The organism is Streptomyces sp. NPDC002144 (genome assembly GCF_053593695.1).
Genome location: NZ_JBSFDB010000053.1, coordinates 33,845 through 53,284, shown reverse-complemented (window position 1 = coordinate 53,284; position 19,440 = coordinate 33,845). Strand labels below are relative to the sequence as shown.

17 protein-coding genes and 1 pseudogene are annotated in these 19,440 nt (G+C 68.6%); 8 read left to right on the top strand and 10 right to left on the bottom strand.

Features of this window, described 5'->3' with window-relative positions; translation table 11 throughout:
- Positions 1-778: 778 nt before the first annotated feature.
- From ACWCQ1_RS43510 to ACWCQ1_RS43500, 3 genes are all read right to left on the bottom strand, one after another.
- Positions 779-1,954 (bottom strand): glutathione-independent formaldehyde dehydrogenase, encoded by a 1,176-nt coding sequence (locus ACWCQ1_RS43510; RefSeq protein WP_451029044.1) that lies wholly within the window; start codon positions 1,952-1,954, stop codon positions 779-781.
- 306 nt (positions 1,955-2,260) lie between these two features.
- Positions 2,261-3,370: a hypothetical protein gene (locus ACWCQ1_RS43505; protein WP_451029043.1), complete on the bottom strand. Its 1,110-nt coding sequence runs from the start codon at positions 3,368-3,370 to the stop codon at positions 2,261-2,263.
- A 436-nt stretch (positions 3,371-3,806) separates the two neighbouring features.
- Positions 3,807-4,784 (bottom strand): AraC-like ligand-binding domain-containing protein, encoded by a 978-nt coding sequence (locus ACWCQ1_RS43500; protein WP_133042333.1) that lies wholly within the window; start codon positions 4,782-4,784, stop codon positions 3,807-3,809.
- A gap of 239 nt (positions 4,785-5,023) precedes the next feature.
- Between ACWCQ1_RS43500 and ACWCQ1_RS43495 the strand changes: the two genes are divergently transcribed.
- Positions 5,024-5,422, top strand: a complete 399-nt coding sequence (locus ACWCQ1_RS43495; RefSeq protein ID WP_451029042.1) for a peptidase inhibitor family I36 protein — start codon at positions 5,024-5,026, stop codon at positions 5,420-5,422.
- Positions 5,423-5,736: 314 nt separating this feature from the next.
- Here ACWCQ1_RS43495 and ACWCQ1_RS43490 read toward each other — a convergent pair whose 3' ends face one another.
- Together ACWCQ1_RS43490 and ACWCQ1_RS43485 are read right to left on the bottom strand one after the other, a co-directional pair.
- Positions 5,737-7,152 carry a HAMP domain-containing sensor histidine kinase gene (locus tag ACWCQ1_RS43490; protein ID WP_451029041.1) on the bottom strand — a complete coding sequence of 472 codons (1,416 nt, stop codon included), beginning with the start codon at positions 7,150-7,152 and terminating at the stop codon, positions 5,737-5,739.
- Complete coding sequence (locus tag ACWCQ1_RS43485) at positions 7,142-7,840, bottom strand: response regulator transcription factor (protein ID WP_451029040.1); 699 nt, start codon at positions 7,838-7,840, stop codon at positions 7,142-7,144. Before ACWCQ1_RS43485 ends, ACWCQ1_RS43490 begins: the two co-directional genes overlap by 11 nt.
- A 314-nt stretch (positions 7,841-8,154) precedes the next feature.
- On the opposite strand from ACWCQ1_RS43485, the gene ACWCQ1_RS43480 reads away from it, so the two are divergent.
- Entirely contained in the window at positions 8,155-8,922 is a 768-nt protein-coding gene (locus ACWCQ1_RS43480; protein WP_451029039.1) for a hypothetical protein, read from the top strand.
- Positions 8,923-9,203: 281 nt separating this feature from the next.
- Here the strand turns inward: ACWCQ1_RS43480 and ACWCQ1_RS43475 are convergent, their stop codons facing one another.
- The 3 genes and pseudogenes from ACWCQ1_RS43475 to ACWCQ1_RS43465 all read right to left on the bottom strand — a co-directional run bounded on the left by ACWCQ1_RS43475 (position 9,204) and on the right by ACWCQ1_RS43465 (position 10,575).
- Entirely contained in the window at positions 9,204-9,512 is a 309-nt protein-coding gene (locus ACWCQ1_RS43475) for a DNA-binding protein (RefSeq protein WP_451029038.1), read from the bottom strand.
- A pseudogene (locus ACWCQ1_RS43470) lies at positions 9,509-9,724 on the bottom strand (IS256 family transposase); the annotation flags it as partial. The gene ACWCQ1_RS43475 and the pseudogene ACWCQ1_RS43470, both read right to left, overlap by 4 nt.
- 272 nt (positions 9,725-9,996) lie before the next feature.
- On the bottom strand, positions 9,997-10,575 hold the full coding sequence (locus tag ACWCQ1_RS43465; protein WP_451029037.1) for a TetR/AcrR family transcriptional regulator: 579 nt from the start codon (positions 10,573-10,575) through the stop codon (positions 9,997-9,999).
- Positions 10,576-10,666: 91 nt separating this feature from the next.
- Here ACWCQ1_RS43465 and ACWCQ1_RS43460 point away from each other — a divergent pair, with 91 nt between their 5' ends.
- Positions 10,667-11,497, top strand: coding sequence for an oxidoreductase (locus tag ACWCQ1_RS43460; RefSeq protein WP_451029036.1), 831 nt, complete (start codon positions 10,667-10,669; stop codon positions 11,495-11,497).
- Positions 11,498-11,890: 393 nt separating this feature from the next.
- On the opposite strand, the gene ACWCQ1_RS43455 is transcribed toward ACWCQ1_RS43460, so the two are convergent.
- Positions 11,891-12,076 (bottom strand): hypothetical protein, encoded by a 186-nt coding sequence (locus ACWCQ1_RS43455; protein ID WP_358610091.1) that lies wholly within the window; start codon positions 12,074-12,076, stop codon positions 11,891-11,893.
- A gap of 666 nt (positions 12,077-12,742) precedes the next feature.
- Here ACWCQ1_RS43455 and ACWCQ1_RS43450 point away from each other — a divergent pair.
- Positions 12,743-14,536, top strand: coding sequence for a hypothetical protein (locus ACWCQ1_RS43450; protein ID WP_451029035.1), 1,794 nt, complete (start codon positions 12,743-12,745; stop codon positions 14,534-14,536).
- A gap of 153 nt (positions 14,537-14,689) precedes the next feature.
- Positions 14,690-14,902, top strand: coding sequence for a hypothetical protein (locus tag ACWCQ1_RS43445; RefSeq protein WP_451029034.1), 213 nt, complete (start codon positions 14,690-14,692; stop codon positions 14,900-14,902).
- A gap of 234 nt (positions 14,903-15,136) precedes the next feature.
- Here the strand turns inward: ACWCQ1_RS43445 and ACWCQ1_RS43440 are convergent, their stop codons facing one another.
- A complete protein-coding gene (locus tag ACWCQ1_RS43440; protein WP_133042341.1) occupies positions 15,137-15,898 on the bottom strand; it encodes a FadR/GntR family transcriptional regulator in 762 nt (253 codons plus the stop codon).
- 304 nt (positions 15,899-16,202) lie between these two features.
- On the opposite strand from ACWCQ1_RS43440, the gene ACWCQ1_RS43435 reads away from it, so the two are divergent.
- From ACWCQ1_RS43435 to ACWCQ1_RS43425, 3 genes are all read left to right on the top strand, one after another.
- A complete protein-coding gene (locus tag ACWCQ1_RS43435; protein WP_451029033.1) occupies positions 16,203-17,567 on the top strand; it encodes an ABC transporter substrate-binding protein in 1,365 nt (454 codons plus the stop codon).
- Positions 17,564-18,478, top strand: a complete 915-nt coding sequence (locus ACWCQ1_RS43430) for a carbohydrate ABC transporter permease (protein ID WP_133042343.1) — start codon at positions 17,564-17,566, stop codon at positions 18,476-18,478. The genes ACWCQ1_RS43435 and ACWCQ1_RS43430 overlap by 4 nt, the downstream gene beginning before the upstream one ends.
- A gap of 103 nt (positions 18,479-18,581) precedes the next feature.
- Positions 18,582-19,436, top strand: coding sequence for a carbohydrate ABC transporter permease (locus ACWCQ1_RS43425; protein WP_451029032.1), 855 nt, complete (start codon positions 18,582-18,584; stop codon positions 19,434-19,436).
- Positions 19,437-19,440: the final 4 nt, after the last annotated feature.

The following is a 19,440-nucleotide window of genomic DNA, read 5'->3' as shown; positions in this document are numbered from 1 at the left end:
TCCTCCCGCGCGTGCCGTCACCACTGCACCGCCGCATCCGTACCATCGCCAAAACCCTGGCACACGAGCTGCACTGGCTGCCGGACTGACGCACAACAGGTCACGCGAGACGGACGCCGAAGGCGGCGAGGCCGACCCGCACCGCCAGGGCCAGGGCCTGCGCCGACGGCGTGAGCGGCGGCGCCCGGAACTGCTCGAGCGACGGCCGCCCCCGGCGTCATCGAAGCGGCCTCGGCCACCGAGGCCGACTGCGACGGCATCGGCGTCATCGGTGTCTTCAAAGCCGTCGAGTCAGGAGCTTCCTTCAACTTCAACGGCCGCCGCGTCGAGCTGCAAAACGAGTCGGTCCTCGACCGCTACAGCCGCGCGGAGATCAAGTCCGGCCGCAAGGCCGGAGACCGGCTCTGGGTCGACCGCAGCTACCACAAGTTCCCCGACACCAAGGGCATCGTCAGCGACCAGAAGGCCAAGAGCGAGGGCTGGAAAATGTGCGGCCCCTACACCGGCACCCGCACCCAGTCCGTCTTCAACGCCGACTACGCCGCACGCGCCTGCGCCGAAATCGACGGCACCACCCTGTGCGGCAAGTGGTACGTGGACTAACGTCCCATGGGCCACCGCCCCTCCCCCACAGACGGTCGGCGGCCTCGCAGGTACGCCTGCTGAGGGCTCTTGCCAGTCCCGCTGCAAGAGCCCTGTCTGGCAGGTGAACGCCCGCCGAGCGGGGCGTTCACACGTGACCGCAACGCGGCCCGTAACGTCCTGTTCGAAGGTCACGTCACCGCTTGTGGCCGTTGCCCTGTCCGTCGGGATGCAGGACCACCTTGGTCCAGCCCTCGTCACGGGCGTCGAAGTGCTCGTAGGCGGTGGGGGCCTCGTCCAGGGTGAGCTCGTGGGAGACGACGAAGCTCGGCTTCGCCTTCCCGCCGGCGATCAGGTCTCGCAGCGCCCGGTTGTACTTTTTCACCGGCGCCTGCCCGGTCCCCATGCGCTGGCCCTTGAACCACATCATGCCGAAGTCGATCGGGACCTTGCCCTGGGCCTCCAGCTCACCCTGGGCCTCCTCGCCGCCGGGGTCCTGGGGCAGGAACACGCCCACGACGCCGATGTCGCCCGTGAACCTGACCGAGTCGATCAGGCCGTTGAGGGTGAGGCTGGCGTCCTCTTTGCCTTGGTGGTCATGTGCCTGGTAGCCGACGCATTCGCAGCCGTTGTCGGCGCCCAGACCGAGGGTGGCCTCCTTGACGACCTCCGCCGGGTTCTGCTCGGCGGTGTTGATCGCGATGGCCCCGATCTCCTCCGCCTTGCGCAGCCGGTCGGGCTGATGGTCGGCCACCCAGACGCGGCCGGCGCCCTTGAGGAGGGCGGAGTAGGCCGCCATCAGCCCGACGGGACCGGCCCCGAAGACGATGGTCTGGTCTCCCGGTTTGACGTGGGCCATCTCGGTGGCGTGATAGCCGGTGGGGAAGATGTCGGCGAGCATCACGTAGTCGGTCTGCCGCTCGGCGGCGTCCTCGCCCAGCCGCAGCGCGTTGAAGTCGCCGTAGGGCACGCGCAGCAGCTCTGCCTGGCCGCCCTGGTAGGGGCCCATGTCGGCGAATCCGTAGGCGGCTCCCGCGAGGGCCGGTTCCGGCTGCATGGTCAGACAGTAGTTGGTCAGGCCCCGCTCGCACTGCTTGCAGAAGCCGCAGGCGATGTTGAAGGGCAGGACCACGTACTCGCCGACCTGGACCTTTCGGACGGCCGAGCCGACCTCCACCACCTGGCCCAGGTTCTCGTGACCAAAGGTACGGCCGGACTCGAACGAGGTACGGCCCTCGTACATGTGCAGGTCCGAACCGCAGATGTTGGTGGAGGTGATCTTGACGATGATGTCGCAGGGATGCTCGATCTTCGCGTCCGGTACGTCCTTCACTGTGACCGTTCGCGGTCCTTCATATACCGCTGCTTTCATGATGACTTCCCTCAGTGCCGCGGCAGGACCGCCGCACGGCGATGATGGGACGCGCAAAGAGCCTGACTCTCGGAAGTGCTGGGACGGGGGCGTGGCTCCGGCACGTCTCTGCGGGCCGTTCACCCGGATCAGGCGGAACGGTGGTTTGGACCGCCGGCCCGCCAGGCCGAGCTTCGGCGCTCCGACGGCGTTTGGCGCGGGTCCCCATCGTCCGCCGACACGAAACAACCCTTTTTACGATCGATCAGCCGATTTCTTGTACCGGACGGCGACCGACCAAGGATGCCTCTCCGACTCTGGTCGCAGCTATTCACCGTCGTCCTCGAGCATCCGTCGACGCTCCTGTTCGCGCTTGGAATAGGCGGCTGCCCGGATCGCCTCGTCGCTCTCCAAGCCTGATCCCAGCGCGCCGCCCACCGTGGCGATCGAAGCGACGAACCAGGACAGCGTCCAGTATTCCGTGGCGTGCAGCGGGGTTCGTGCCATGGAGGCGAAGACGCGGTCGTTGAGGATGAAGAGCGCCCACACAATGTTGATGACCATCAAACCCGCGTAGCAGACGAGCACTCCGATACCGACGGTCACGACCGTGGACGCGTTGTAGAGAGCAGCCCTCTTCCTCGCATCCGGCGAGGTTTCTGCTGGTCGATGCCACAGGTGTGCGTCCACGATCAGCCAGCCGATCATGAGCGCGACGGACCCGACCATGGCGATCACCAGGCGCGGCGTACTCAGAGCCTCGGACAGGCTCCAGACGGTGGAGTTCACGGTGGCGACCGCTCCCGTGGCGAGCGCGGCCGCCAGGGCTTTCGACAGACCCGGCACCAACCGCCACGGCTGGTTGGCGCGGACCATCCCGCCGAGCACCCTCAGGTAACCGCGCGGCCCGCTGACGACATACCGGAGGTCAGCGGTCTCCTCCTCATCGACCGGGCCCGGGTGAATCGGCGCAAGACGACTGGTGAAACGTCCCAGCGACTGGAGAGGCTCTTCAACCCCGGCGGCTCGTGGAGTCACCAAGCGGAGAACGACCTCTTCGACCGCCTGCAGAGCCCTTCGCACAAAACGCAGGCCCCCCAGCGACGGAAGCGACAGCAGCGCCAAGCCGTGTTCGTGACTGATATCGACCACGAGCTTGTGCCCGTGTGAGTGCAGCGGAAGGTCAGTGAGGGCCACGACGATGTCCCAGCTTTCCGCCCGCCCGCGGTCCACGATCCGACGCGTCAACGTGGACAGGTCCTCGGTCCCCGCGGTGAAGGGCTCACTGACCACCTCCACGTCGAACCGCCGCCCCTGCCCAGACGTGCCGGCGAGCCGAGCGGGGAGCACCCGGGCCACATGCTGCGCGATCTGCGTCGGCGCGTCCGGATCCGCCAGGAGAGTCACGACCGTAACGCCCTGCGACGACTCCCGCATGACCGGACCCTCCTCGTTGGCTGCCCCGGCGCTCACCAGTGCCCAGAATCTCCCCGCCATAACGCCGCCGCCGGTAACGGTTGCCCAATCGCCGACGGAGGTCCATGTCCTGTCTCGTTCCTGAATTGCGCAGGCTCGAGATACTGAATCTCAGGCAGTAGCCGACGAGACGAGCGAGGTTTTCGTCTGAGCAGTCACGGCGTCGCCCATGACGTAAGACCGGAGCAGGCGCCGGTGGAGCAGATGGCTTGGGATGTGCGGACGCCGCGGTTGGCGTCCGGTGGGCCTGCCCGCAGTGGGACGCCGATGAATCGGCCGGTTGGCGTCGTGTACGTCGCGAACCGCGCGGTACGCCACCTTCCGGCTGGACGTCGGTTCGTCCGGCTGTCCCATCCCCGGTCGGGGAATTGAGCGACGGTGGATGCGCGGCAGCTTCTCACATCCCTCGGAATGTGGCGCGGTACTCGCTCGGGGTCATCCCCATGGCCGTTCGGAAGGCCCGGGTGAAGTCGGACGGCCTGGAGAATCCCCAATGCGCTCCGATGGTATGGATGGGTACAGACTGCCGGGCGGGATCGGCGAGTTCCCGACGGCACTGAGCGAGGCGTTGCTGACGGACGAAGGCGGAGACCGTTGTGCCGTGCTCCTGGAAGATGCGGTGCAGGTAGCGCGTCGAGATGAAGTGCGCGGCGGCGATGTGGGCGGGTTTCAGGTGGGGATCGTGCAGGTGCGCGTTGACGAAGTCGGTGATCTGCTCGAACAGTGCTCGCTGCCGGGACTCGGGCGGTAGTGCGCGCTGCATCCCGGCGTGGTGGGCGAGCAGCGCCGCCACCAGGTCGACCGCGGTGGCGCCGATCCGGGAGCTGTCGTGGAGAGACAGGTCGGAGTGTGTCTCGGCGAGTCCGGGCAGCATCTGGCTCAACAGTCGCCCGATTCCTACCCGGCCGGAGAAGACTCTGCCGCACTGCGGCGCCACGGCCTGCTCCCGCAGGGGCAGCCGGTGCCGGGGGAACTGAAGGACGAGGGCCCGGGAACCCTCCTGGCCGAACTGCGGTCGCACCACGGCATCGAAGGGCCGCGAACTGTCGTAGAACACGAGGTCGCCTGGTGTGATCAACGCGCAGCGCCCGGCCTGTTCGATGCCCTGCGATCCCGAAACGATCAATGCGAGCTGGTACAGCTCGGGATCGCTTCTGCGGATGAGACTCGGCGTACGCCGGGAGACGAGAGGCGTGTAGGACAGGTTCGAGAGCTGCACGGGCCCGAAGGCCATGGTCTGCATCCGCGCCCTGAACTCGCTTGGATCCGCGGAGCTGATGCGGGTCGGCATGAGGGCGGTCTCCGCGGTCATCCTCCAGGCGGCCATCCGCTCCCTGGGCGGCAGTTGGGCTGTATCCAACACGGTGGCAGGCATGTGGGCTCCCCCATAGGTCGTGCGGTCGCCCCGATCATCATCGGTCCGCACATCGCGCAAAAGTGCGTTACCCGCCAAGCCAAGTGCGCTCCGCGCTAACGACCGGACGGCTCCCGGTCAGCACGATGGACGCACGACGACCGACGCGTTCAGCAGCAAAACTCCGCCCGACCAGCGAGTACACGGACACGTCGGTTCCGCAACAGACGTCGAAGCACACATCGAAAAGGAGCGAGTCAATGCGCGCGATACGAACGGGGATACTGGCGGCCTCTGCGGCCGTCGCGGCGGTCGTCCCAGGCACGGCCACCGCAGCTTCGGCGGCGGCTCCCAAGGTGAGCTGCCCCAGCGGCTACGTCTGCTTCTACACGGGGTTCAACTACACGGGCTCCAAGTGCCAGTGGGATGTGCAGGACCCGGACTGGACATCGGGCACGTACGCGTGTTCCTGGGCGACCACGAGCAACGTGAAGTCGGTCTGGAACGCCGGCACCGACTCTTCGCTCACCGGCGTCGCGTACTACCTGAACAAGAACTACAGCAACCGCGTCGGCTGCACCCGCCAGGGACACGGCGGCAACCTGCAAGGCACGTACAAGGTCCTCTCGCACAAGTGGATCGACAGCTCCTGCGGCTGACCGAACCGGCTGCACCACGTAACCCGAGTCAGGCTCCCGGCACCGCGCCGGGAAGGGCGGCTTCAGGCTTCGGCCTGGGTCATCCCCCGGGGCTTCAGGGAAGCGTGGTCGCGCGGCCGTGATCTGCGGCCGAAGGCTTGTTGGCCGCCCCTTGAGGCGCCAGGCTCCGTTGGCAGGATCCCGTCGACCGGCGGCCTGGCTGATTTCTTCGCTGTCCCGCACCACGGGCGGCTTGTCGGCGATGCGCCGCCCGCCTCAGGCAACCGTCCGCTGCCGTGCGAGTTTCAGCCCTCACGGCAGCACCCTTCCGGCAGTCACGCCCGTCCACGGCTCAACGCGCCCGAGCCGGCCTGCGATGCGGGACGAGTTGGTACAGGCAGCCTTACGGTGACGAGCGCCCCGCCCGAGGGGAGGTTGGCCAGGCTCATCTGGCCGCCGTGGGCCGCGGCGATCAACCGGACGATGGAGATGCCGAGGCCGTCGGTGTCCGTGCCGGACGGGGTATCGGTCAGCAGCGCGGGCGGGAATCCCCGGCCCTGGTCCTGGACCTGGAGGACGACGGCGTCGTCGGTGCGCTCCGCGCTCATCGTGATGACTCCGGGGCCTGCGGGGCCGCAGTGGCGCAAGGCGTTGTCGAGGAGGTTGTGCAGGATCTGGCGCAGGCGTACCGGATCGAGATCGGCGGTGGTCTGCGCCGCCCCCGGAGTCCGTACGGTGATCGTTGCCGCGTCGGCCTCGGCGCGGGCGTAAAACGCCGCGGCGGCCTCGGTGAGCAGCCGCGGCAGCAACACCGGTTCGCGGTGCAGCGGAAGGCGGCCCTGCCGGGTGCGGGCCAGGACCAGGAGGTCCTCGGCGAGTCCGACGAGGCGATCGGTCTCGGCGACGGCGCAGCGCACGGCGGCCTCGAGTTCGTCGCGCCCGCGTGGCCGGGCCGTGGCGAGTTCGAGTTGCGCGCGCAGCAGTGCCAGCGGGGTGCGCAGTTCGTGTCCGGCGGTGTCGACAAAACGCTGCTCGCGTTCCAGCGCCTCCTGCAGGCGGGTGAGCATGGCGTTGAGGGTGCGCGCGAGACGGGCCAGTTCGTCCCCGGTCGGCGGGACGGTCAGCCGCCGGCCTGGCTCGGCCTCACAGATCGCGGCGGCCTCCCGGCGGATGCGCTCCACCGGCCGCAGGGCAGCACCCGCCAGCAGCCAGCCGGCGAAGGAGGACGCTGCGAGCGCGGCCGGACCGCCGACGAACAGCAGGAGCAGCAGCCGGTGCAAGGCCTCCGCGCGATCGCCGAGGGGCGCGCCCACGACCAGAACGCCGGAACGGGGGACCGTGCCCGGCAGACGGACGGGCACGGCGAGCAGGCGGGCCGGGTCATCGACGCCCGCGACGCGTCGGACGGAGAAGACCGGCCTGGTGACGGTCTGGGTGGCGGCGGGCGACAGCATCGGGGCCGCGGCGACGGCAGGGGTCGTCTCGACGACCTCCCCGCGCGGCAGGAGGATCTGAGCGAAGGACTCGTCAGGGTCGATGAGTCCGCGGCCCGCCTCCAGCGGCGCCCGCCCGCGCTCCGCCAGGGCACCGGCGGTGGCCGCGGCCCGCGCCCGCAGGTCGAGATCGACGGCGCGCATGAGTTCCCCGCCCATCCGGACGTACACAAAGGCGCCCAGCGCGGCCAGCACCACAGCCATCGCCGCGCAGAACGCGAGGGTCAGCCGCACCCTGACCGGCAGCCTAGCCAACATGATCCACACGGTCCTTGCCGTCGTCCGCCAGCCAGTAACCGGCGCCGCGGCAGGTGCGCAGGCACTGCCGCCCGAACGGCCGGTCGATCTTCTGCCGCAGGTAGCCCACGTACACCTCGACGACGTTGGAGTCCGCATCGAAAGTGAAGTCCCAGACGCGCTCGATGAGTTCGGCCTTCGACAGCACCTCGCCGGGCCGCCGCATCAGACACTCCAGGAGAGCGAACTCCTTGGCCGTCAAGGAAATCGGCGTCCCGCCCCGGGCCACCCGGCGGGCCGCCGGATCCAGCGTGAGGTCACCGACCGCCAGCACGGCGGGCCGCTCCCGCGCACCCCGGCGCATCAACGCCCTCAGCCGGGACAGCAGTTCGGCGAGCGCGAACGGCTTGACCAGGTAGTCATCCGCGCCCAGATCCAAGCCGCGCACCCGGTCCTCCACCGCATCCCGCGCGGTCAGCAGCAGCACCGGCGCCCACCGGCCCGCCGCCCGGACGGAGCGCAGCACGCCGAAACCGTCCGTCCCCGGCAGCATCACATCCAGCACGATCACGTCATAGTCGATCTCCCCGGCGTACCACAGGCCCTCCTCGCCGGTGGCGGCCAGATCGACCGCGAAGCCGTTCTCCGCCAGGCAGCGCCGCAACAGCTGCGCCATCGGCGTTTCGTCCTCGACCACGAGAATCCGCATCACGCCTCCTCGCCCAGGCCGGCGCCTCCAGCACGGCGCCTCCTGGCACAGGCCCGTCGCAACCAGCGTAGAGCCGGCTGCCTAAGGGGACACTGAGCACGCCCGTACACGGAGACCGGGGGTCGATGGATCTGAACGGTGCTCCGGCGAGAACCCGCCTGGGCGTGTGGTGGTCCTGGGAGGGGGTACCGCGCGGGTTCGCCTTCGCCGTCTGGGACAAGAGGCACGGCACGGCACCTGAGCGTGTCCGTTTCAGGATCTCCTTAGCCGGCGCGGAGCAGGCTGGCGCCCTACCACCGACTCGGGGAGTTCTCATGACACGCACCCCCATGCACCGCGCCGGCCCGTCCCGCACAGCGCCGGCCCTCACCCTCGCGGCCGCCTGCGCGGCAACACTGTTGATGATGGCCTGTTCACCAAGCGCGAACCCGAGCCATCGGTCCGTGACAGCCACCTCGACGAGCCCGGCCCCGCGTAACTTCTCGGCGACCGTTGACAACCCCTGGTTCCCCCTGCCTCCCGGCCGGACGCTCATCTACAGCGGCATCAAGGACGGCGCGAAAACCACCGAGTACCTCACCGCCACCCACGACACCCAGAACATCACCGGCATCCCCTGCCGCGTCGTCACCGACCGCCTCTACTCCGGCCGCACCCTCCACGAGTCCACCCGCGACTACTACGCCCAGGACAACGCGGGCAACGTCTGGTACTTCGGCGAGGACACCGCCGAACTCGACGACCACGGCAACATGATCTCCACCGAGGGGACCTGGCGCGCAGGGCGTGACGGCGCCCGCCCCGGCGTCTACCTGCCCGCCCACCCCAACCCCGGCGCGAGCGGACAGCAGGAGTACTACCCCGGCCAGGCCGAGGATCACTTCCAGATACTCGACCTCAGCTCCCGCGTCTCCGTGCCCTACAAAACCTTCAACAAAAGCCTCCGCACGAAAGAATGGACACCGCTCGAACCCGGCACCGTAGACAACAAGTACTACGCCAAAGGCATCGGCACGGTGAAGGAAGTCACCGTCAAGGGCAGCCCCTTCGAAGAAAACACACTCATCGCCATCAGAGGCTAAGGTCCCCGCGATCCTGCCCTCCGCGGGCGGCGCCAGGCTCTCGGTGACACTCTGACCCGCATGACCGCACTCTTTCCCGATGACAGGAGTCGCGACCGGGCGCCGCGCGGCACCTGCCGCGTAAATGATTGATCCGGGTGTCGGCTGACCGCGATGGCCAACGGCAGTGTCGCGCTGACCGAGCAACTTCTGGCCGGCGCACCACCACTTCGAGCCCCTTTCCGACGGGAGCGGTCCACGCGCTGGAAACCGAGCCATCGTCAGGACCTGTAGATCACCGATCAGATCCAGTTGATCGTGTCCTTGAGGAGGCGGGCGCACTTCGCGGGGATCGTCGCGTTCGCTCGCCAGGTCTTCTCGGCCTGCACGCTGGTAGTTGTCACTCCGGCGTGCCCGTTCGGGTTGTGCGCCGGTGTCAGGTGGCCGTTGGCGATCAGCATCCCGACGCGGATCAGCGCGATCCCCAGGTGGCGGGCGGCTTCCTGCTGGGACATCCAGGCGTGGTCCTCGACGCGGTCCGCTCTCAGCAGGAAGTAGCCGCGCTCGCCTCTCCGCCTCAGCCGCTCCTGCCGACGTTTTTGGTCCGTCATGCGGCCGTCGCCTTCGATCGCCCGGCCGGTAGGCCGCGTTCGAAGCCGGCGCCGGCGCGCACGAGGTGAACGAGATGAGGTGCGTTCACGGCCCGCCACCGCTGCTGGGCGGACTCGACGAGCTTGCACTCCATGGCCAGGGCGGCGGTGCGGGAACGAGCGCCCCGGGTGCACGGACGGACGGTGGCGACCGTGGACTCGATGGGGCCCGTGGCCTCGTGGACTCGTTTGTCGTTCGTGCGCAAAGCCTGACCCTCCTGGCCCGGAGGCCGAAGTCGACGCGTACATAGCTGAGTTGACCGATCAGCGGGACGAGTCCGGTCGGCGGCTCTCTGTCGGACTGCCAAGGGACTACACCCGGGGTTCGCCTGATTGTGGGGGTGACTGCCTCGCTTTCGCCACGGAAGATGCCGCCGCCCCACGCTGTCATCAGCGCTGAAGAACCTCCCCCACAGACGCGGGCAGCAAGGCTGGGCAGCCGTCGCTACCGGACGGGAGTCGCTCCCCGGGCGGTGGTCAGGCCCGTTGTGACGAGCGTGAGCCAGCGGGCGCGGGCCTCAGGCGGCTGGTCGGTGGGAGCGGTGGAGAACAGCAGGTAGATGTCGTCGACGGTGACGTCGGGATGGATGTCGCCGTCGGCCTGGCCCGCGTGGATGAGGGCCGTGACGGCTGCCCCGGCACGGTCTTCGTCGGTGCGGTCGCCGGGCTCCGCTCCCAGGGCCTGTGCGGCGGCCTTGATCGCCCGGTCGGCCACGGACGCCTCGACGACGCGTCCGAGGAACGCGGTCAGCTCGTCCAGTGCACGTGCACCGGCGGCGACCCGTGCGCGGGTGGCTACCGCGTCGTCGGCCACCCGCGTGACGTACTCGGCGACGACGGCCGCGACCAGGTCCGTCTTGGTGGGGAAGTGCCGGTACAGCGTGCCGACCGCCACGCCCGCCGCCGCGGCGATCTCGTCCATCCCGGCCTCGGGCCCATGCGTGGCGATCTGGTCGCCGGCCGCGGCCAGGATCTTCTTTCGGTTGCGGACCGCGTCGGCACGCGGCGCCCTGGCCTGGGGCACGGGCTCGCCTCCCTCTCGACTTGCATCAACGTGAACCACGGTTCAGGATAGATAATGAACCGGAGTTCATCTTACTTGCGGAGGAACCGCCATGCCCGCGAAAACCGCCCTCGTCACCGGTGCCTCCTCAGGCATCGGTGAAGCCACGGCCCTCAAGCTCCAGGACCTCGGCTACACCGTCTACGGAGCCGCCCGCCGCACCGACCGGCTGCACACGCTCGCCGACCACGGCATCCGCCCCGTGGCCATGGACGTCACCGACGACGCCTCCATGAAGGCCGGCATCGAGAAGATCATCAGCGAGACCGGGCGCATCGATGTGCTCGTCAACAACGCCGGTTACGGCTCCTACGGTGCACTGGAGGACGTCCCGCTCGACGAAGCCCGTTACCAGTTCGAGGTCAACGTCTTCGGCGCGATCCGCCTGGTCCAGCTGGCCCTCCCCCATATGCGCGCCCAGCACTCCGGCACGGTCGTGAACATCACCTCGATGGGCGGCAAGATCTACACCCCACTCGGCGGCTGGTACCACGGCACCAAGTTCGCCCTCGAAGCCCTGAGCGACTGCCTGCGCGTGGAGGCCAAGCCCTTCGGTATCGACGTCGTCGTCATCGAGCCCGGCGGCATTGCCACCGAATGGGGCGCCATCGCCGCCGACAAGCTGGAGAAGTCCTCCACCGACGGCGCCTATGCCGCCCAGGCCACTGCTGTCGCCTCCTCGCTGCGCTCCGAGGCCAACGCCAAACGTAATTCCCCGCCCTCCGTCATCGCCGACGCCATCGGCAAGGCGGTCACTGCCCGCCGCCCCAAGACCCGCTACGTCAAGGGCTTCGGCGCCCGCCCCCTGATCACCCTGCGCCGGATCCTGCCCGACCGCGCCTTCGACACGGTCATCTCCCGAGCGATCGACCTCGCCCGCTGACGGCACCGCACCGGAGACTGACGGTGAACCACGAGAGCCGGGAGCGAGTTTCGCCCCCGACTGTCCCACTTCAACGACCGCTTTGAACCTCTTCGCCGTCCAGTACGACGGCCAGGGCGCCCCCGCCGACACGCGCGTCTCGGCCCCCGCCAACGACATCGCCGTACCGCCGACGGATCCTTTGTCTGCCTGTCCACCGGCGGGTTGGCGAGCGACCTTGGGAGAGGGGTGTACTGGTCGGCGGCCATGACGAACACCAGGTCGGCGCTGAGGTCAGCCGCCGCGCTGCCCTCCACAAGCCATGTCGTCCCAGACCAATCGACCTCGGCCAGTGCCGCGGGCCGGTTGCAACGGGTCATGGTCGTGCCGGACAGCTACCGGCCGCGCACGTGGTCAGATGGCGGGTTGGGGAAGCTCGCCAACATGTACCTTCACGACCTTCACGTGCGTGCATCCGGCGGCTTTGAGGGCTCGTCGGCGCCGGATGGCCGCCTGCTTGTCGAAAACACCGGCGGACGCCTGTGCGGCACCGTCGGGATCAGTCCACGTCAAGCCGTAGCGTCGCACTGCGGTCGTCATGAACTCGGTCCTCTCCACTCACAGCAGATCTCGAACACCATACGGACGGTCGCCGGTCCATACGCGTCAGCAGCTTTCCATGAGCGAGTCGACGCGTCGAGAGGACCGCAGCCCGACCGCCTAGTACGAGTGGCTGGAGGCTCGCCGAGCGCCCCCGGACCGTCAACTGCGATGACCGGAGCAGACCCAAGAGCGTGCGGCGCAGATCATCCGGCGCCGCGTGCTGCGGATGTCTCCCCTGAGCCACCTTGGCCACATGCTGCGTCAGCACGCCGCAGCGTTCCGGGTCCGCGCTCATCCGCAGTGAGGTGACCACCTCCGCAGGTCCGTGGCGACCGGCTGCTGGCGGGCCGGCAGCGCGATCGCCCGCTCCTCCAACTCCCGCTGCAGCGCTTCGACCTGCTCCGCGGTGGAGGTGACCCTCTGCGCCTGCTGAATGCCGGCGGCCAGCTGGGTGCCGGTGGCTCCTGCCCATGGCCGAACCGACCAGGTTCGCCTGTCACCGGCTGCCAGCCTCGCCCACCACTCCCCCGAAAATCGCCCACAACGTACAACGCGTCCTGGACCTCGATGGTCAGACAGTACGACCGTCACCGCCCGGGCCCATTCGGGTGGCCGAACGTACTCGATCCCGCCTAATGGGGGCAGGGCAGAGGAGGCAGTGTGTTGGCCGACACCGACCGGGTTGGAACGAGCGTCGGGCTCCGTCGCCGTACCGCCACGCAGCCGGCGACACCACCCACGGCCCCCGCCGCGGCACAAGACGCCGAGGACCCCGCACCCCAGCAACTGCACCGCGGCATCACCCTGCTCGCGACGATCAGCCTCTTCATCGGCACCCGCTCTGCCTGGACCACCGCGATAAGCTCGCGCCCGGCCGTCGCCGCCGTCATCTCCCTGTGCTACGCCTCGATCCTCATCTGCGGCGCCCTCGGCCTGCTCATACGTACCCGGCGGGCACTGACCCGCATCGACGCCGCCGTCCTGATCACCGCCCTCGCCCTGGCGGCCTGCGGCTACCTCCTGCATCACACCGGCGCCGACGAAGCCGCGCTGACCGCCCAGGCCGCCGACCAGATCCGGCACGGCCACCCCGTCTACGGCCAGCCATGGCCCTGGCTGTTCGACCTGCCGCACGTCGGACTCACCAAGACCATGTCGGGCGGCGCCGACTACACCTACGGCTATCCGCCGTTGACCGCCCTGCTCGCCTCACCGGTCCACGCCGTCATCCCCACGACGGCAGCCGCCACCCTGGTCACCACCGGTGCCCTTTTCGCCTCCACCGTCCTGCTGTGGTTCCTGCTGCCTGCGCCCTGGCGCTCCGCCGCCACGGCCGTCTGCCTCGGCTTCGGGTTCCTGCCCCACTACGCGGCCTACGGCTACCCGGCCATCATCGCCCTCGCCCTCCTCATCCCCGTCGTCGTCCGCTGGCCCCAAACCGGCCAGGGCGGACGCCTGGGATCACGCGGCACCCTGCGGGCGATCTCCCTGGGCGCAGCCTGCGCGGCCCAGCAACTCGCCTGGTTCTTCACCCCGTTCCTGCTGATCGGCCTGTACGCCGTCCGGCGCGGTGAACTCGGCCCCCGCCGTGCCCTGGCCCTCACCGCCCGCTACACCGCCACCGCCGCACTTACCTGGTCCGCCGTCAACGCCTATTTCGCCGCCCAGGACTTCTCCGCCTGGCTGGACGGCATCTTCCTGCCGCTCAACCAGAAGGCGATCCTGCACGGCCAGGGCGCGATGGGCATCTCCTACTACTTCACCGCCGGCAGCAGCCACCTCGACTACTACACCTACGCCAGCCAACTCCTCCTGCTCGGCCTGCTGGCCGCCACGCTGCTGTTCTTACGGCGGCTGGGACCCGCCATCACCGTCCTGCCCTGGATCGCCTTCTACCTGGCACCCCGCTCCCAGGACGGCTATTTCCTGCTGATGACGCCACTGTGGCTGGCGGCCGCCGCCACCGTCCCGGCCGCCGCGCTCGCCACCGCCTGGCAACCGCGCCTGCCCCGCCTCACCAGCCGACGCGCGAAAGCAGCCCTGGCCGCCGGACTGCTCGCCCCCGCCTTCGCCTGCGTCGCCATCGCTGCCTCAAGCCGGCCACCACTGCAGTTGACCCTCACGCCCCGCTACGCCACCCACGGCTCACAAGCCGGCGTCACCGCCATCACGTTACGGGCCGTCAACACCACCGGCTCCCCCCTCACACCGCACTTCGCCAGCCGCCAGGGCCACGGCGCCTCCAACTGGTGGACCATCCAGTCCGGCCCTGCCACCCTCGCACCGCACACCACCGCCAACTACACCATCAAACCCCCCGGCGGCTTCCGCCCCGTGCCAGGCGGCCATTCACCGACCTACCTGATCGCCGTCACGGCAACCCCCATGACGATCACAACCGCCCCCATCGCGGCCCCCGCGGCTGAGGCGCCAGCCTCTGCTGACGGCGGCGATTGAGCACCTCGAGGATCAACGACTCTTCTTGTGGCCTCCGCCCACCTGACCAGACACATCAGCCCCGTAATTCGGTGCCGCGCGGCCTGGACAGCGGGGCGGTTGCGCCTGCCGGCGGGCAGGTGGTGGACCACTTCCATGGGCCAGGAGGCGACGGTGCCGATCTTCAGCTGGGGGCAGGCGGGAGTGGATCTGGGTTGCCGCGCTGAGCAGGGCGAGCGTTGCTCCGACAGCGCAGCCCGCCCGCGTGCCGTATTCGTCGACGACGATGCCACCGATGAACGCCCCTACGGCGAGCGCGATCTGGCATACGCCGACCAGGAACGCCATGCCTCTCTCGGGGGTTACGCGCAGGATCCATGTCTGTAGCGCCAGGGGTACTGCACCGAAGGCGGCGCCGCCCTGGACGCCGCCCACCGCATGTGCACCAGCATCACCGCGCTGGCGGACGCGGCCTGGCCCCGCAGTCCTCGTCGGCGCCTCGGCTCAAACGTCGCCCGATTCAGCGATAGCGTCCCCCCGGCGCTGAACTGCCCTGAGTCGCTGAACTCTGGCTGGCGCCAATTTCGTGCCCTGGAGCAGCCCCTGTGCATGGCGGGAGGATCAGCCGAACAGGCGCCGCTGGATCTCCCGCCGGTAGTCCTCCAGGGTCCTGTCGAGGTGTACGGCCGTGGCCTCGGCGGCTTCGTCGGGACGGCCGTCGCGGATGGCGCGGTAGATGGCCTCGTGCTCCTCGACCGCGGCCGCGGTGCCCTCACCGAGCGTGTCGTGAATACCGATGGCGCTGGACTGCCGCTGCAGCCGACGGGCGTCGCGCACCGCGCTGCCGAGGAACGTGTTGTGCGAGGCGACCGCCACCGCCGCGTGGAAGTCGTCGTCGCCCTGGTTGAAGACGGCGACCTCACCCTGAAGGTACCCGTGCCGGCACTGCTGCATGGCGACCTCGATGGTGCGCAGTTCGGCCGGCGTGGCGCGGGTGGCCGCGAGTCTGACGGCGGCCATCTCCTGGACCCGGCGGAACTCGAAGAGCATGAGGACGTGGTCGAGGTCCACGGGCCGGAAGAAGCCGCCCCAGCGACTGGCGATCAGCATGCCGTCGTCGTCCGCCACGAACAGTCCGCGTCCCTTGTGCGCCCGCACCCGGCCGAGCGCGGAGAGGATCTTCACGGCTTCCCGGACCACCGCCCGGCTGGTGTCCAGCTGCTGGGCGAGGTCGTTCTCCGTGGGCATCCGGTCGCCGGGTACCAGGCGCGCCTCGGCGATGAACTCGAGGATCCGCTCCGCCACGAGCTCGTATCCGGGGCGGTAGTCGCGCCGCTCGTCCGCGCCGTTCACCGCTGCCGCCACGGCGGGCGTGTCTTTCATGGGTGCTGCCTCCGGGTGACTGCGACGACAGGGACTGATCGGCCTTGAAGCCGAACTCAGGGTACCCCAGTCCTAGATAAGTCGTACTCATTTTCAGCATCGCAGATCGCGAGAGCATGGGTTATTTGCGTAAGTTATAGCTATTTAGGCAGATCATAGGGCTGAAAGAAGCGTCCTCATACCGTACCGAGCCCAGGAAAAGGACGTACACACCTCTTGACGAGTTCCGCGATATGGCGGCTAATTTCTTCCGCAACGGTGAAGACAGAGCCGTCAGCCTCACGCAAACCCAGTGGAGTCGCTCATGTCCGTCTACAAGCCTTCGGCCCACCAGGAGACAGGGACCAGCCGGAGACGTGCCGCGTTGCTGGCCGCGTGTGCCGCCGGTGTGATGCTCACAGCGGCCGCCTGTGGCAGCGGCGGCACCGCCGGCACGACCACCAAGGACGGCTTCGCCCAGGCACCGCAGAAGGACGGGGCGTTGACCGTCTGGGTGGACGCGACCCGCATGGACGCCGCGAAGCTTTACCAGGCGTCGCACCCGAACGTGAAGATGGACATCGTCAGCTACGACGGTGACGCCAACGGCTCCAACTACCTCCAGACGAAGGTGCAGTTGTTCAACCGCACGGGCAAGGGCTGGCCGGACGTCGTCTTCAGTTCCCAGAACAACGAGGCGAGCTGGGCCGTTCAGGCGGGCTTCGCGGCGCCGCTCAACAAGGGTCTGATCCCGGATGCGACCCTGGGCGGGTTCGCGAAGGGCGCCAACGACGTCTGCACGGTGGACGGCACCCTGTACTGCCTGCGCAACGACCTCTCCCAGGCGGTGCTGTGGTATAACGCGCCGCTGCTGAAGAAGTTCGGCTACACCGTCCCCACGACCTGGGAGGAGTACCAGGCGCTCGGCGAGAAGGTCGCCAAGGAGCACCCCGGCTACCTCGTGGGCGACGCGGGCGACACCTTCACCCCCGAGATCTATCTGTGGGCGAGCAAGTGCGGCGCCAACCACATCACCGGCCCCAAGTCCGTGTCGGTCAACACCACCAGCGAGGCCTGCACCAAGATGGCCAAGCTGCTGGACGTGCTGATCAAGAACAAGTCGATGTCGATCAGCGGCGTCTTCAGCACCGACTTCGGCAAGAACGAGGCCGACAAGGTCCTGCTGATGCCCGGCCCGGCGTGGTACGGCGGCGCGGTCTTCAAGGACGGCCTCAAGACGCCGGCCAAGCAGATCGCGGTGGCGCCCATGCCGCAGTGGCAGGGCGACACCTCGCCGGCCACCGGCAACGTCGGCGGCGGCACCTGGCTGCTGTCCAAGCACTCCACTCACATCAAGGCGGCCACCGACTTCCTGAAGTGGGTCACCACCGACAACGCCTACCAGGGCGAGAAGGCCCCCGGCTTCCCGGCGTACGCGCCGGCGGCCGAGAACTGGCTGAAGGCGCAGGCCGCCTCCGGCTACTTCGCCGGTGACCTCACCGCCCTCAAGGACGCCTCCTCCCAGGTGTGGTCCGACTGGGGCTCGGGCCAGTTCAGCCAGGAGGCCATCTGGGCGGCCACCGTCAAGCCCGGCCTGACGCAGGGCAAGACCATCGAATCGCTGCTGCCCGCCTGGCAGGACTCGATCGTCAAGTACGCCCAGGCCGACGGATACAAGGTCTCCCAGTGACCCTCACGCCCTCATCGGCCGGCTCCGTCCGGGGGCGCCCTCGCGGCACCTCCCGGCAGAGCCGGGCCGGCGTGGCATTCGTCGCCGGCTACGTACTGCTGCTGATCGCCTTCGGCGTCCTTCCCACCTGCTACGCCATCTACTTCGCGTTCACCAACGCCGGAGGTGCCTTCACCGGCATCTCCAACTTCGTCACCACGGCACAGGACTTCCGCTTCGTCGACTCCCTGGGCCACGTGGCCCTCTATCTGGTCTTCTGGCTCCTGTCCCTCGTGGTGTTCGTGGTGGTCCTGGCGCTGCTCCTGCACCGGCTGTCCTCGGGGCCGCTCAGCCAGGCACTGCGCTTCCTCTACTACATCCCCGGCGCGCTCGCGGGCGCCGCGAGCGTCCTGGTGTGGCTGTTCATGCTCGACCCGACGGTCAGCCCCGTCAGCTCCCTGCTGGAGACACTGGGTTTTCACACCTTCGGCGAGGTCATCGCCCCCGGCAATCTGGCGCTGCTGTTCACGATCATCGCGTTCTGGACCGGCGCGGGCGGCTGGATCGTCGTCATGTACGGGGCACTGAACAACATCCCCAGGGACGTCATGGAGGCCGCCCGCATCGACGGCGCGAACGGCTGGCAGACCGCCTGGCGGGTGCAGATCCCCATGCTCCGCAAATGGATCGTCTACATGGTGATCCTGGCCTTCGCGGGCGGCGCGCAGCTCTTCGTCGAGCCGCAACTGCTCTCCCTCGCCAGCGTGGGGGTGGCCGGCCGCGACTATTCGCTCAACCAGCTGACGTACGACTTCGCCTTCCAGATGAACAACATCAACGGTGCCGCCGCGGTCTCGGTGGAACTCCTGGTCGTCAGCGTGTCGGTCGCCGGTGTCTTCGTCGCACGATCGGGGTTCTTCGATGCCGACTGACACACGATCCACCCCTCTTGCCGCCGCTCCTCGCGCGAAACGGGATCGGAGCCCCGGAAGCCGGCACGGGCAACCACGGCCGCGCCACCGTCCACCCGGCCAGGTGACGTCCCGTCTGCTGGCCGGCTCGGTGCTCACCGTGTTCGTGGTCTTCTTCGTTCTGCCCGTGCTGTGGCTGCTCCTCGCGGCCACCAAGACCGACCAGCAGCTCGTCCACGACAACCCGCTGTCCTTCGGGTCCTGGCACGCGCTGTCGGCCAACTGGCACGCGCTTACCGCCTTCCAGGACGACGCCATCCTGCTGTGGCTGCGCAACTCCGCGCTCTACGCCACGATCTCGCTGGTCATCACGCTCTGCCTGGCCATCCCCGCCGGCTACGCGCTGGCGATGACCGAGTTCCGCGGCCGGCACACGCTGCTGATCGCGACCCTGGTCGTGATGCTGATGCCGAACGCCACGCTGGTGGTCCCGCTGTTCCTGGAGATCAACGCGGTGCATTTGATCGGCACGATGTGGTCGATCGTCCTGCCGTACTCGTTCTACCCGTTCGGGGTGTACCTGACGTACATCTACTTCACCACCGCCGTACCCAAGGACCTCCTGGCCGCCGCACGTATCGACGGCTGCTCCGAGTTCGGCGTCTTCCGCCATGTGGCCCTGCCGCTGGCGACCCCCGTCATCGCGCTGGTCGGGTTCTTCAGCTTCGTCGCCAACTGGACGAACTACTTCCTGCCCTACGTGATGCTCCCCGAGAGCAACCAGATGCCGATCCAGGTGGGCGTCGGCAGTCTGCTCAGCAATGTGCCCTCGTTCAACCCGACCGTCGGCAACCTCGCGATCCAACGCCCGCAACTGGCACTGGCGACGCTGGTGGCCATCACACCGGTCCTTGTCGTGTTCCTGTTCGCCCAGCGCTTCCTGGTCAGCGGAATGCTCGCCGGCGCCACCAAGGAGTAACAGC